This is a genomic window from Chelatococcus sp. HY11 (assembly GCF_018398335.1).
GTDB lineage: Bacteria > Pseudomonadota > Alphaproteobacteria > Rhizobiales > Beijerinckiaceae > Chelatococcus.
Genome location: NZ_JAHBRX010000001.1, coordinates 4,028,246 through 4,041,889, shown reverse-complemented (window position 1 = coordinate 4,041,889; position 13,644 = coordinate 4,028,246). Strand labels below are relative to the sequence as shown.

Here is a 13,644-nt window from a genome sequence, read left to right as displayed (position 1 = left end):
TTCGCCGTCGCCGCGACCTTAAGGCCCAACGCGATGCGGCGCCACGCTCCCGCTGTCGACAAATTGCTATAGACCGTGATGAAACACTACCTTACGTGATCATCGGACATGAGCCTCATCGCCGCCTATTTCGGTCTGTTCGCAACGGCGTTGGCCGCCGCAACCATTATTCCCATGCAGTCCGAAGCGGTGCTCGTCGCCATGCTCATGGCCGACTACACGCCTTGGCTGGTGATTGGCGTCGCAAGTGTTGGAAATGTGCTGGGATCCGTCATCAACTGGCTGCTTGGCCGGGGGATCGAGCGCTTCAGCGATCGCCGTTGGTTTCCCGTCAAGGCGAGCGCGCTCCAGCGCGCGCAAGGCTGGTATCAGCGCTATGGCAGATGGTCCCTGCTTCTCAGCTGGATGCCAATCATTGGTGACCCCTTGACGGTGGTGGCAGGTGTTCTTCGTGAGCCGCTGCCGATCTTTCTGGCATTGGTGACAGTCGCCAAGGTCGGGCGTTATGCGGCGCTGGCCGCGGCGGCCCTGCATTGGACATGAGGAGCCGCCGGGCCGAATGAGGGCGGCGTTATGCGCGCCGCCGTCGATCCATTATTTCAAGCAGCCTTCGGCAAGGTCGCCATGTCGATGACGAAGCGGTACTTCACATCACTCTTCAGCATACGGGCGTAAGCGTCCTCGATCTTGTCCATCGATATCATCTCGATGTCGGCGGTAATGCCGTGCTCGCCGCAGAAGTCGAGCATCTCCTGCGTCTCCGCTATGCCACCGATCAATGAGCCGGCAAAATTCCGGCGCCGCCAGATCACGCTGAAAACCGAGACCGGCAGAGGCTTATCCGGCGCGCCGACCTGCACCAGCGTGCCGTCGCGCTTGATGAGCGCCAGATAGGCGTTGATGTCGTGCGGCGCCGCCACGGCATCGACAATCAGGTCGAAGCTTTCGGCATGCGCGGCCATGGCGGCGGGATCCGTCGAAAGCACCACCGCATCGGCGCCGAGCCGCAGCCCGTCGTCAACCTTGCTCGCCGAGGTGGTAAACAGCACGACCTCCGCCCCCATCGCGTGGGCGAGCTTGACCCCCATATGCCCAAGACCGCCCAGACCGACGATGCCGACCTTCTTGCCAGGGCCGGCCTTCCAGTGACGGAGCGGCGAATAGGTCGTGATGCCGGCGCACAGCAAGGGGGCCGCGGCGGCCAGATCGAGATTGGCGGGCACCTTCAAAACGAAGGCATCATCCACCACGATATGGCTGGAATAACCGCCGAAGGTGGGGCCGCCCAAGACTTTGTCCGGGCTGTTGTAGGTGCCGGTGAAGCCCGGCTCGCAATATTGCTCCAGCCCCTCGCGGCAGCTCGGGCAGGTCCGGCAGGAATCCACCATGCAACCGACCGCCGCGATGTCACCCGCCTTGAATCGCGTGACATCCGTGCCCACGGCCTGAACGCGGCCGACGATCTCGTGGCCCGGCAGGCTTGGAAAAAGCGTGTTCTGCCACTCGTTGCGAACCGTGTGGAGGTAGGAATGGCAGACGCCGCAGTAGAGGATCTCGATGACAACGTCGTTGGGGCCGGGATCCCGCCTTTGGAATGTGAAAGGCGCAAGTTTTTGGTCGGCAGCCTCGGCGGCATAGCCAGTACATGTGAACATCGCTCGGCCTCGCATTGATGTGTGGGGGTGCACTTCTGGAGCCACCGGAGAGCAGTTCGAGCAAATTCCAGACGCGCATCCACGCTCATCAATGCATTGATGAGCCGACATTCAAGTGCGTGCCTAAATTCTCCGCATCGACATGATTGTCATCAGCCAAGTCGGACCGCATGGAACCTGTGGTCACGAAAAAAGCCGGGCGAAGGCCCGGCTTTTTGAGAAGACATGTGGTCTGGTCAAGGCAAGGCTGGACAAACTCAGGCTGCGCCGTAGCCGACCGTTCCCTTGATCTCCAGAAACTCGTGGATGCCGAAATCGGCATACTCACGCCCGTTGCCCGATTGCTTGTAGCCGCCGAACGGCGCACCGGCGTCCCATGCGGGATAGTTGATATAGACATTGCCCGCCCGCATCTGCGCGGCGATCCGGCGCGCCCGCTCGAGCGAACCGGACTGCACATAGGCGGCCAGCCCATAGGGCGTGTCATTGGCCCGCGTCACGGCCTCGGCTTCGGTCTGGTAGGGCAGGATCGAGATCACCGGCCCGAAGATCTCCTCGCGCGCGATCGTCATGTCGTCGGTCACATTGGCGAAGACGGTGGGGCGGACGTAATAGCCGCGGTTCAACCCCTCGGGACGTCCGAGCCCGCCCGCGACGAGATCCGCCCCCTCCTTGATGCCAGCCTCGATGAGATGCTGGATCTTGTTGAACTGGACCTCGCTGACGACAGGCCCGAGGCGCGTGCCTTCCGCCGAGGCGGGGCCGACCCGCAATGGCTCCACGGCAGCCTTGGCGACGGCTACCGCCCGATCGTGCATGGCGGCCGGCACGAACAGGCGTGTGGGCGCGTTGCAGGACTGGCCGGAATTGCCCATGCAATCCTCGACGCCGGTCCTCACCGCGTGGTCAAGGTCGGCATCATCCAGGATGATGTTCGCCGACTTGCCGCCGAGCTCCTGATGCACGCGCTTCACCGTGTCAGCAGCGGCTTTGGCCACGAGAATGCCCGCGCGCGTCGAACCCGTGAAAGACACCATGTCGACGCCCGGATGGCGGGCAATCGCCTCACCCACTGTTGGGCCATCGCCGTTCACGAGGTTGAAAACCCCCTTCGGCACGCCGGCATCGTGCATGGCCTCGGCGAAGATGATCGCGTTGAGCGGCGCGATCTCGCTCGGCTTCAACACCATCGTGCAACCAGTGGCAAGCGCCGGCGCGACCTTGCACATGATCTGGTTGATCGGCCAGTTCCAGGGCGTGATCATGCCCACGACGCCGATCGGCTCGCGCGCTATCAGCGTTGTGCCGCGCAATTCCTCGAAGGTGAAAGTCTCCAGGGCCTCGATCGTCTTGGCGAGATGGGCCGTCCCCATCGCTGCCTGCGAGCGATGCGCGAAAGGAAGCGGCGCCCCCATCTCCTGCGAGAGGACCTTGGCGACATCGTCATAGCGTGCCTTATAAGCCTCCAGCAGCCTGCGCATGAGGGCGAGCCGCTCTTCCCGCGAGGTCGCAGCGAATGCGGGGAAGGCCGCGCGCGCCGCGGCAACGGCCTTGTCGACATCTGCTTCCGTGCCGAGCGCGATGGTCGCGAAAGCCTCCTCATTGGAAGGATCGATGACGTCGAGCGTCGCACTGCCGCTGGGCGCGACCCATTCACCATTGATGTAGAATTGCAGCGCGTGCGCCATCTTTTGCCTCCAGGAGAGCCGCCTTGGCCTGTTCAGGCCGGCGTTTACCGGCCATCGTCGCAGATGCGACTGAACTAGCCCTTTCTCCCGCCCGAGGAAAGCGCGTTCGCGCACATGTCATCGGGCGGGTTGCGTCGCCATCTCTGTGGCTACTTAGAAGGGTATCGACGAGTGTCCGTTTTTTTGAGGCGATGAGGTGCCGCCGCCACAGGACGTCTTGATCGCGGGCGCAACGGGCTACACGTCACGCACGGCGCGCTGATTGCTGCGATCGTGCGCGACCACCCATTATCATTACTTGGTAATTCAGTTTTTTATTAGATTAATTAAAAAACATTTCCAACAAGTGCGGTTGCTTTCACTTGCCACGGCGCTATACATAGGCCGTTTTTTAAAGATCTGCGCCCGGATTCCGGGTAAGGAGGTCAAAACGCTTGCTCCGTTTCTCGTCATGCTGCGCGAGGGCATCGAGGCAGCCCTCATCGTAGGCATCATTGCGAGCTACCTTCGGCAGACAGGCCGCTCCGCGTGGATGCCCTTTGTCTGGATCGGGATTTTTCTCGCCATCGCGGCTTCGTTTTTCATCGGTGCCGTGCTGCAACTGGCCAGCGCGGAATTTCCGCAGAAGGCGCAGGAACTTTTCGAGGGTCTCGTCGGGTTCCTTGCCGTGGGCGTGCTCGTTTCGATGGTCTTCTGGATGCGCAAGGCGGCCCGCTCCATGAAATCCGAGCTTCAGCACGCCATAGACGATGCCTTCCAGCCAGGCGCCGCCGGCGGATGGGCACTCGTCGGTATGGTTTTCTTCGCTGTGATGCGGGAAGGGCTGGAGTCCGTCTTCTTCCTGCTCGCGATCTTTCAACAGAGCCCAACGCCACTGGCTCCGCTCGGCGCCCTCGCCGGCCTCCTGTGCGCCGTCGCCGTCGGCTATCTCGTTTATATTGGTGGCGTGCGCATCAACATGCGTCGCTTCTTCACCTGGACAGGCGTTTTCATCCTCATCGTCGCGGCCGGCATCCTCTCAAGCGCGCTGCGCAATCTGCATGAAGCTGGGCTTTGGAATCTCTTGCAAGCCCGCGCCTACGACCTTAGCGACATCCTGCCGGTTTCCAGCGTGAGCGGAACCGTGCTGTCGGGATTATTCAGCTATCAGGAAGCACCCGCCGTTGGTGAAGTCTTCGTCTATATCGTCTTTCTTGCCGTGAGCCTTTTTCTCTTCCTTCGGGACAGCCGCGCCCCGGCGCCGAGCCCCCTTGCGCGGCCAGCCGAGGACCCCAGGCCATGAGCATAGAACGCAAACCAGGCCCCGGCCCGTCGCCCCTCATGCCCTTCGCGGTTGCCGGCGCGGCTTTGCTCGCGCTGGCGGGCGGCGGCGCCTTTTTCTACGCGACTGCGAAGCGGCAGAGCGGCAGCACGTCCGATCTCGTCAAGGTGGAGGTTGGGGCGAAGGCCTGCAGGCCGAATGAACTCACGCTCCCGGCGGGCCGGCATACCTTCGAGATCCACAATGCCTCGGATCGCCCTGTCGAATGGGAGATCCTCGACGGCATCATGGTCCTTGAGGAACGGGAAAACATCATCCCGGGCTTGCGGCAAACTTTGGCGGCCAATCTGAAGCCCGGCCAGTACCAGATCACATGCGGGCTTCTCTCCAACCCGCGTGGCAAACTCACCGTCACGCCCAACGCGGCGTCGGAAGCCGCCGCCAAGACAGGGCCGGAGCTGAAGGCCTTCATCGGTCCCTTGTCCGAATATAAGTTCTTCCTGGCACTGCAGGGCGCGAGCCTCGTCACGGCGACGGAAAAACTCGTCGCGGCGCTCAAGGCGGGCGACCTGGACGAGGCCCGGGCGCTCTACGTGTCAGCGCGGGCGCCCTATCGCCAGGCTGAGGCGACTGCCATGCGGTGGGCGGATCTTCAGACCGCGATCGACCCGATCGCCGATTATCTGGAGGATCGCGAGAAGGACAGCCATTTCACGGGGTATCACCGTCTCGAATATGGATTGTTCGTCGAAAATACGACGGCGCCGCTCATTCCGATCGCCGAGAAATTACTTACCGATGTGAATGAGCTGAAAGCGCGACTGCGCGCCGTGAAACTGGCGCCCGACGATGTACCAGGCGGGGCGGCACGCCTCTCGAGGCGCCTCGCCGATGGAAAGATCGAAAGCGGCGAGAACGCCTATGCGCATAGTGACCTCGACGACCTCGACGCAAGCTTGACCGGCATCACCAGAATGGCCGGGTTGGTGCGCCCGCTCATCCCCGAAAGCTCCGCCGATCTCAGCCACGAACTCGACACACGATTGAAGGCGGCGCGCCAGAGCCTCGAAGCGCTGAAGTCGGGCAAGGACTATGCCACCTACGACAAGGTGGATGCGCCAAGCCGCAGGACGATCGCCGAAACCTTCCGCGCCCTTGCCGATACCCTCGACAAGGTCTCCAATCGCCTGGCTCCGGGATAAGGTCATGGCTCGACAGGATGATCCTTCCTCCCCACAGGACCGCGAGCGCCGGCGCTTTCTGCTCGGCGTGGGTGCTGCCGCGGGAGGCGCGCTTGCGACACAGGCCGCCCATGCCGAAGATAAGCATGCCGAAGACAAGGCGGCACTCGCGCAGACCGAGCATCACGTCACCGATGCGCCCACGGGTGACGCCTCGACGGAAGGCCGCTGGCCGTTCTTTGGAGAGGTCCAGCAAGGCATCGTGACGCCGCGCCCGGCGGCCGGCATGGTCGCCTCTTTCGACGTGATCGCGCGAACCCCGGACGAGCTGGAAAGGCTCTTCCGGACACTGACCGAGCGCCTCGTCTTCCTGACGCAGGGCGGCCGGCCGCCGGATCTCGACCCGAAATTTCCGCCGGCGGATTCCGGCATCCTCGGGCCTTTCGTCTCGCCGGACAGCCTGACGGCGACGGTCTCGGTCGGCGCGTCCCTTTTCGCGGGTCGCGACTGGCTGAAGCCGCTCAAACCGCGTCATCTCCAGCGGATGACGAAGTTTCCCAACGATGCGCTGGACGCCTCCATCTGCCATGGCGATCTCGCCCTGCAATTCTGCGCCAACCGGTCCGATACGACGATCCATGCGCTGCGCGACATCGTGAAAACGATGCCGGACAAGCTGGTGCTGCGTTGGAAGCAGGAAGGCAGTGTTCCGGTCATTCCGCCGCGTCCCGACGGTCGTGTCGAGAGCGCGCGCAATTTCCTCGGCTTTCGCGACGGCTCGGCGAACCCCGACGCCAATAACGCGGCTTTGATGCGGCACATCCTGTGGGTCGGCGAGGACAGGGGTGAGCCCGCCTGGGCAGTGGGCGGTAGCTATCAAGCCATCCGCATCATTCGCAACCTGGTCGAGCGCTGGGACAGGACCCCGCTGGGGGAACAGGAGCGCATCATGGGCCGCCACAAGGCGAGCGGAGCGCCATTCAATGGCGCGACCGAGTTCGACGAGCCCGACTACAAAGAAGATCCCGACGGCGCGGTGACGGCGCTCGATGCTCACATCCGCCTGGCCAACCCGCGAACGCCGGGATCGGAGGAGCATCTGATCCTGCGGCGGCCGTTCAACTATTCGAACGGCGTGACGCGATCCGGCCAGCTCGAGCAAGGCCTTCTGTTCATCTGCTATCAGGCCGACCTCGAGGCCGGGTTCCTCACCGTGCAGCGCCGCCTGAACGGAGAACCCCTCGAGGAATATCTCAAGCCTATCGGCGGCGGCTATTTCTATGTTCTGCCCGGCGTGCGGGAGCCCGGCGACTATCTCGGCCGACGGCTCATCGAAGCCGCGCGCGCAGGCCATCCATCCCCGACATGAAGACCAGGAGAAACGAAATGAGATTGAAGGCTCTCCTCGCTGTTGCGGTGTTGACCTCATCGCTTGGCGGCACGGCCTATGCGCAACAGGCTGCGACGCTCGATCTGGTCGAGCCGATCGCCGAATACAAGATCTACGTATCCGAGAAACTGCAAAAACTCGTCGCGGATACGAAGACCTTCACGGATGCGGTGAAGGCGGGCAATGTGGACAAGGCAAAAAGTCTTTTCGCCCCCACCCGCATGAGCTATGAGGCAATCGAGCCTATCGCGGAACTCTTCAGCGATCTCGACGCCGCCATCGACTCGCGGGCCGACGACTATGAGAATGGTGAGAAGAACCCCGAATTCCCAGGCTTCCATCGTATTGAATACGGTCTCTGGGAGCAGAATTCCACGGAAGGCCTCACGCCCTTCGCAGACAAGCTCATGGCCGATGTGACCGCGCTGAGCCAGCGGATCACCGACATGACACTTCCGCCGGAAAAGGTGGTCGGCGGCGCCGCGGCGCTCATGGAAGAGGTCGCGGCAACCAAGATCTCCGGCGAGGAAGATCGCTATAGCCACACCGATCTGTGGGACTTCAAGGGCAATTTCGATGGCTCTGAGAAGATTTTCATCCTCGTACGGCCGTTGATCGAAAAGAAAGATCCGGATTTCGTCAAGAAAGTCGCGGATAATTTCAGCGTTGTCGGCACGACTCTCGCCAAATACAAGAGCGGCGAAGGTTATCAGTCCTACGACAAGCTCACTGATGATGATCGCAAGGTTCTGGCTAGCGCCGTCAACACACTCGCTGAAGACCTGTCGACCTTGCGCGGAAAACTTGGACTGAACTGAAGACGCCCGACACGGAAGGTGGTGACCGTCGAAACCTTCCGTGTCCTGTCAGGCTCCATGTCCGATTATATCGAGCGCCGACCTGGAGCATGCCCGTTAAAAGACTGTGCGTCGGGTATGCTCCAGGTTGTTGTTTGGACGTGTTTCCTTCACGCGAACTGACTTTCACTTCGCTTGACAGCGCTTCAGCCGTGCCCCTCAAGTAACGCGATCGAGATCCGCAAACGCGTCGTCGGGCAGATCGAGTGCGCCAGCGGCAAGATTTTCACGCAGATGCGCAACCGAGGACGTGCCCGGGATCAGAAGAATATTGGGCGCGCGTTGAAGCAGCCAGGCGAGAGCGGCCTGCATGGGCGTGAGGCCGAGACGCTGAGCAACATCGGATAATCTGGACGACTGCAGCGGCGTAAAGCCGCCAAGCGGGAAAAACGGCACATAGGCAATGCCGTCATTGACGAGCGTATCGATCAAGGCATCATCGCCGCGATGAACCAGATTGTAGTGGTTCTGGACACAAACGATCTCGCAGATCTTGCGCCCCTCCGCGATCTGCGCGGCCGTGACGTTGCTCAACCCGATATGTCGGACGAGGCCTTGCCGCTGAAGCTCGGCCAGAGCGGCAAGCGGCGCCTCGATCGACCCTTCGGCTGGCCCATGCGTATCGAACATGATCCGAAGATTGACGACCTCCAGCGCGTCGAGCCCAAGATTACGCAGGTTATCATGCACCGCGCTCGCCAGCTCATCGGGCGCGAAGGCCGGAAGCCATGAGGCGTCCGCGCCACGCCGCGCGCCAATCTTGGTGACGATGACGAGATCATCCGGATAGGGATGAAGCGCTTCACGGATCAGTTGGTTGGTGACATGCGGACCATAGAAGTCGCTCGTATCGATATGATTGACTCCGTGCGCGACAGCCTCGCGCAGCACAGCGAGTGCCGCGCCGCGATCCCTCGGCGGACCGAACACCCCAGGCCCGGCGAGCTGCATGGCTCCGTAACCAAGCCTTTTCACCCGGCGGCCGCCCAGGGCGAAGGTGTCGGACTGATCGATGCTGGTCATGGTCTTCTCCCAATTCTCACATGAGACAAATGGGCTCTGCGCGTGACAGCGATAACCAGATACAATCCGCACAGGCTGTGCGGATTAGCGAACAATGAAGATCGATCTGAGTGACCTGAACGCCTTCGTCATGGTGGCCCGCGCCAAGGGCTTTCGCGACGGGGCGCGCCAGAGCGGCGCGAGCGCGTCGGCCTTGAGCGAGGCCGTGCGACGTCTTGAAGGCCAGCTCGGGGTGAGGCTGTTTCACCGCACCACGCGTAGCGTCGTGCCGACCGAGGCTGGCAAGCGTCTTCTGGAGCGGCTTGGCCCGGCGCTGCGGGAGGTGGACGTGGCGCTTGGGGTAGTGAACGATTTCCGCGATAGGCCCGCTGGAACGCTCAAGCTCAACGTGCCAGTCAGCGCGGCACGGCTGGTGCTGCCGCATATCGTCCCTTCCTTCATCGCGGCCTATCCGGACATCAGGCTGGAAGTGATCACCGAAGAGAGCTTCATAGACGTGCTCGCGGCCGGCTGCGATGCCGGGATCCGCTACGAGGAACGGCTGGAGCAGGACATGGTCGCCGTGCCGATCGGGCCGCGCATTCAACGCTACGCCACCGCCGCTTCTCCGGCCTATCTTGATCGCCACGGTCGGCCGGAGCATCCGCGCGATCTGCTCGGCCATGCATGCCTGCGCCATCGCTTTCCCAGTGGGACAATGCCAGCCTGGGAATTCGAGCGCGACGACGAGATCATCCGTGTCGATCCCACAGGGCCACTGATCGTGCAGGCTGGCGGCGGTTCGGACCTCGCCGTCCATTCAGCCGTCGCCGGCGCCGGTATTGTCGGGCTATTCGAGGACTGGTTGCGCCCTCATTTCGAAAGCGGCGCGCTTGAGCCAGTCCTCGAGCCCTGGTGGCCGAGCTTTCCAGGGCCTTTCCTCTACTATCCCGGCCGCCGTCTCGTGCCCGCGCCGCTGCGCGCATTTGTCGATTTCATCAAGACACCAACCGTTCGCCATGGGCGCCCGGCCGATGGTGGGCAGAATAGGCCAGAAAGCCTTAAGCCCCATCCCCCGACAGGGCTGAATACCAAAGTGGTCGACTAACCCTGCATGCGCATAAGCGTGCTAGTCCTTTGACTTTCGCGGAGGGGGCTGATGGCCGGGAGCCGTAGCTGCCCACAAATCACGTCATGCCGTGAAAGGCGCTCTCGTCGGCCCCATTGGGCGAGACGTTACCGCCAATGAAGATGGCCGAGGGCTCAGCCTCTTGAACAGTGTTCGGCCGCCACACAGCGCCGTGTCTCAAAATGTCAAGAAAATGGCCAGACTAATCAAGCAGGTGAATTGCGAGAAACCATACTCATCGCCTCGCGTGCGAGCGCCTGGAAGAGGCTCTCGGCATCTCTATGGCTTGGTAGACGACAGCGAAGGACGCCGGATACGCACCGGAAAGGCATTGATATGCCAAGGCTTCAAGGAAACCAGCTATCCCAGCGATCGTATAGCCCAGCTCTAATCAGGAGTTCCCATTGAGAATCCGTCGCTTCATCGAGCTAGCTGGATTATCGCTCGTCATGACAGTCTCGATACCAGCGGGGATTGCCTCAGCGCAGGACTTAAAGTCGTTGCAGGGGGCTTGGCTGGCTAAAAGCTCCGATTGCACGGACGTTTACACAATGTCGGCGAAAGGCATATCATTCAAAAAGCCGGTCGATCTCTTTGCCCCCGCTTTCATCGTTTCCGGCAACCGTCTCACGACACCGGGTGCCAGTTGTCGCATCAAGTCGGTCCGCCCATCTGGCAATCTCCAAGAACTTGCTCTCGACTGCGTCAACGCTGTCGGCAGCAATGACGTGCGCGTTCTCATGGCGAGACAGCCCGATGGCTCGCTCAATCGATATCTCAATGCGCAAGACACGATCGGCAGTCCCCATCAGGATTGCGCCCGACGACCGCAATAATTGCACCTAAGCACATATACATTGAATTGAAGCCCGCTACGAGACAGACATCGCCGGTCGTGATGTGAAAAGACCCCACCGTTGAGCCAAAACCATGAAGAGAATATTTCTGGCTCTGGCGATCCTTGCTTGCACGGATCTTGCTAGTCACGCCCAAACGCAGGGTGAACTCGCCAGGCACTGCAAGGCTGATTTGCGGAAATTTTGCAAGAACGTCCATGCGGGAAGCAGCCGACTTCTGCAATGCCTCAGGATGAACGGCAGCCTGATCTCCGCGGAGTGTTCCCAGACGCTTCGAAAAATGAAACGCTGAGAACGACGCATCAAGACCTGTGCCGCCTCAAACCCTTAGCCTGATCCCGTTCATGCTGGCATATTTTCGCTCGACAACCCTCATCACCGCGTGGTCTATCTCGCAAGCAAACTACCGCGTTCGTCAACAAAGGATGACCAAGATGTCTGTAACGCGTCGCCACTTGACGGCCTCACTCCTCGCGGGTGCAATATTCATGCCGGCAGTGCCGTTGATTACTTCGCCTGCCATAGCGCAACAATCGGTCAATGTGCGCGGCCTGGGCGTCGTGGCTGTTGACAATGTCGATGTGCGTGTTGTCTCGGTCGATCTTCCATCCCGCAACGTGGTTGTGGAACGCAGTGGCCGTCAATGGCGCATTACCGTTCCCGAGGATTTCGGCAGCCTCGCGGCCCTGAGGCGCCGCGATCGTTTATCGATCTCCCGGGTTGAAAGTGCCTTGATCGCAGTCACGCCCGCTCGCCGGGGGACGAAGCCAGATGTCGTGTTCACGGTGGCACGCGATGAGGGGCTGTTTGGCAACCTCCCGGCCCGCTGGGTCGTTCGCAATGTGACTGTCACGGCGCAGTTTACGAGCTTTGATGCTGCCAGCGGCACCGTCCGCTATGTCGGCCCGGAAGGCGCTAGAAGCCTTCGGGTGATTGATCCGGCCGTTATCAGTGTGCTGCAAACATTACGCCGGGGTGATATGGTTAACCTCGTTTTCACGGAAGCGACGCAGATCGTCCTCACGCCGCGCAGGCTCTGAACGCAACCCGATGCGGGAATAGCCGCGTCATAGCAGCAACTCCCCCATCCAACGCGTGCTGTCCGGGCGCGCGCAGCGACAACATTGGGCGGAGCAGGCCGCTCCCCAACCAGCTCCGCATCACCCCCTAGATTTAACTAATACTAGCAATACCTTACTGGCATCAACCCGCTAACGTGCACAGAGAAAACGCGTCAGGCTGGTGCCATTTTCCGCGGCATCCACCGAGACCGCGCCATGCGCAGCAAGTTTCACGCCTGAGACGAAAGCGATCCAAATATTTGTATTTACTGTGACACCACCTTCGTTTCCATCGGATCGAAGCTTCATGAACTCATACGCTGATAGCGCCAACAATATTGCCGTTGCCAACGCCTCGCGCCATGATAATGTCCGGGTTCGCATAATGAATGATATGCGGTAGATAGATGCCAATCCGTCAAGTTGTCGGGGCTCCAATGCAGGACATTGGGTATCGCATGGACAATAAAGTCGGGATGGGATCAACGGCGTCCCCGCCCGCTCAAGGCAGGGTTGGCCGCACTCTCCCCCCAGGCTATATCCATCTTGGCGTCGCCAAGGAAATTGTTCCTATATTACAGGACTTTGGCCTCGATCCCGATGTTCTCATCCGGGAAGCTGGGCTCGATCCGTCATCGTTCGATGACGTGACAAGTGTCATACCGCATGCCTCTCTAGGACGCCTGCTGGCGCTCAGCGTGGCAAGGACGAATTGCTCTCACTTCGGGCTCATGGTTGGCCAAAGGGCGACAATTCTGTCCCTCGGGCTGGTGGGCCGCCTCATGCAACACTGCGAGACGGTGGGCGACGCGTTACGCAGCCTGGTCTCCAATCTCAGCATTCAGAACCGCGGCGCGGTCCCTTCCATGTCGATCGGCGGCGATACGGCCCTCTTCAGCTTCTCGGTCTATCAGCCGGAAGCCGAAAGCGCAGACCAGATATCGGACGGAGCGCTCGCGGTAACCGTGAACGCGTTGCGCAGCCTGTGCGGTGTCGATTGGAACCCGAGCGACGTGCTTCTGCCCCGCAAGCCGCCGAAGGATACCACGCCCTACAGGCGTCACTTTCGAGCGCCCGTCCGGTTTGATCAGGAGAGCGCGACGCTGTCATTTCCGGCCCGCGATCTCGAACGGCGGATCGCCGGCGCAGACCCGATGCTTCGCGCGGTCCTTGAGGAGCGCGTTCAACAACTCAAGGGTTGGCCCGGAACAGAGTTTTCGGACGACATACGGCGTCTTCTGCGAACGCGGCTCACCAGCCATCGCTGCTCCGCCGAGGATACGGCTCTCCTGCTGGCCATGCACCGCCGCACCTTGAGCCGCCGCCTGAAAGACTGCGGTATAGGATATCGGACAATCACCAACGAGATACGGTTCGAGATCGCCCGGCAGTTGCTTGAGGATACCAAAATGCCGCTTGCGCAGATCGCCGCGACACTTGGCTATTCGGAGGCAAGCGCCTTCACCCGCGCCTTCCGCCGCTGGTCAGGGTTGACACCAACCACATGGAGGGAGGAGGAAAGGCTCGCTTGAGGACAAGCTGAATGCCGCAGGACGTTTACAA

14 protein-coding genes are annotated in these 13,644 nt (G+C 61.2%); 10 read left to right on the top strand and 4 right to left on the bottom strand.

The genetic code is table 11. The features are described 5' to 3' along the window. Positions 1-108: 108 nt before the first annotated feature. Entirely contained in the window at positions 109-543 is a 435-nt protein-coding gene (locus KIO74_RS18390; RefSeq protein WP_213333211.1) for a YqaA family protein, read from the top strand. A gap of 56 nt (positions 544-599) precedes the next feature. Here the strand turns inward: KIO74_RS18390 and KIO74_RS18385 are convergent, their stop codons facing one another. Further along, a complete protein-coding gene (locus KIO74_RS18385; protein WP_213333210.1) occupies positions 600-1,655 on the bottom strand; it encodes an NAD(P)-dependent alcohol dehydrogenase in 1,056 nt (351 codons plus the stop codon). Positions 1,656-1,912: 257 nt separating this feature from the next. Beyond that, positions 1,913-3,343, bottom strand: a complete 1,431-nt coding sequence (locus KIO74_RS18380; RefSeq protein ID WP_213333209.1) for an aldehyde dehydrogenase family protein — start codon at positions 3,341-3,343, stop codon at positions 1,913-1,915. 409 nt (positions 3,344-3,752) lie between these two features. Here KIO74_RS18380 and efeU point away from each other — a divergent pair, with 409 nt between their 5' ends. Genes efeU through efeO (KIO74_RS18360) form a run of 4 tightly spaced genes read left to right on the top strand, consistent with a single transcriptional unit; the run spans position 3,753 to position 7,993 of the window. Then, on the top strand, positions 3,753-4,625 hold the full coding sequence (efeU, locus tag KIO74_RS18375; protein ID WP_291979927.1) for an iron uptake transporter permease EfeU: 873 nt from the start codon (positions 3,753-3,755) through the stop codon (positions 4,623-4,625). After that, the gene (efeO, locus tag KIO74_RS18370; RefSeq protein ID WP_213333207.1) at positions 4,622-5,806 is read left to right on the top strand and encodes an iron uptake system protein EfeO; all 1,185 of its coding nucleotides are present in this window, start codon (positions 4,622-4,624) and stop codon (positions 5,804-5,806) included. The genes efeU and efeO (KIO74_RS18370) overlap by 4 nt, the downstream gene beginning before the upstream one ends. Positions 5,807-5,810: 4 nt before the next feature. Further along, the gene (efeB, locus tag KIO74_RS18365; protein ID WP_213333206.1) at positions 5,811-7,154 is read left to right on the top strand and encodes an iron uptake transporter deferrochelatase/peroxidase subunit; all 1,344 of its coding nucleotides are present in this window, start codon (positions 5,811-5,813) and stop codon (positions 7,152-7,154) included. Positions 7,155-7,171: 17 nt separating this feature from the next. Then, a complete protein-coding gene (efeO, locus tag KIO74_RS18360; RefSeq protein ID WP_213333205.1) occupies positions 7,172-7,993 on the top strand; it encodes an iron uptake system protein EfeO in 822 nt (273 codons plus the stop codon). Between the two features lie 198 nt (positions 7,994-8,191). Here efeO (KIO74_RS18360) and KIO74_RS18355 read toward each other — a convergent pair whose 3' ends face one another. Next, complete coding sequence (locus KIO74_RS18355) at positions 8,192-9,055, bottom strand: aldo/keto reductase family oxidoreductase (RefSeq protein WP_213333204.1); 864 nt, start codon at positions 9,053-9,055, stop codon at positions 8,192-8,194. A 94-nt stretch (positions 9,056-9,149) separates the two neighbouring features. Here KIO74_RS18355 and KIO74_RS18350 point away from each other — a divergent pair, with 94 nt between their 5' ends. Beyond that, complete coding sequence (locus KIO74_RS18350) at positions 9,150-10,142, top strand: LysR family transcriptional regulator (RefSeq protein WP_213333203.1); 993 nt, start codon at positions 9,150-9,152, stop codon at positions 10,140-10,142. Positions 10,143-10,567: 425 nt separating this feature from the next. Further along, a complete protein-coding gene (locus KIO74_RS32695) occupies positions 10,568-10,999 on the top strand; it encodes a hypothetical protein (RefSeq protein ID WP_213333202.1) in 432 nt (143 codons plus the stop codon). Here KIO74_RS32695 and KIO74_RS31905 read toward each other — a convergent pair. Next, complete coding sequence (locus tag KIO74_RS31905) at positions 10,941-11,219, bottom strand: hypothetical protein (protein ID WP_249731420.1); 279 nt, start codon at positions 11,217-11,219, stop codon at positions 10,941-10,943. The two genes, KIO74_RS32695 and KIO74_RS31905, sit on opposite strands and share 59 nt — an antisense overlap. Here KIO74_RS31905 and KIO74_RS32690 point away from each other — a divergent pair. The 3 genes from KIO74_RS32690 (at position 11,193) to KIO74_RS18330 (ending at position 13,613) form a co-directional block, all read left to right on the top strand. Next, positions 11,193-11,312 carry a hypothetical protein gene (locus tag KIO74_RS32690; protein ID WP_363317707.1) on the top strand — a complete coding sequence of 40 codons (120 nt, stop codon included), beginning with the start codon at positions 11,193-11,195 and terminating at the stop codon, positions 11,310-11,312. The genes KIO74_RS31905 and KIO74_RS32690 overlap by 27 nt on opposite strands. 52 nt (positions 11,313-11,364) lie before the next feature. After that, on the top strand, positions 11,365-12,060 hold the full coding sequence (locus KIO74_RS18335) for a hypothetical protein (protein WP_213333200.1): 696 nt from the start codon (positions 11,365-11,367) through the stop codon (positions 12,058-12,060). A gap of 428 nt (positions 12,061-12,488) precedes the next feature. Continuing rightward, positions 12,489-13,613, top strand: coding sequence for an AraC family transcriptional regulator (locus KIO74_RS18330; RefSeq protein WP_349629214.1), 1,125 nt, complete (start codon positions 12,489-12,491; stop codon positions 13,611-13,613). Positions 13,614-13,644 lie beyond the last annotated feature (31 nt).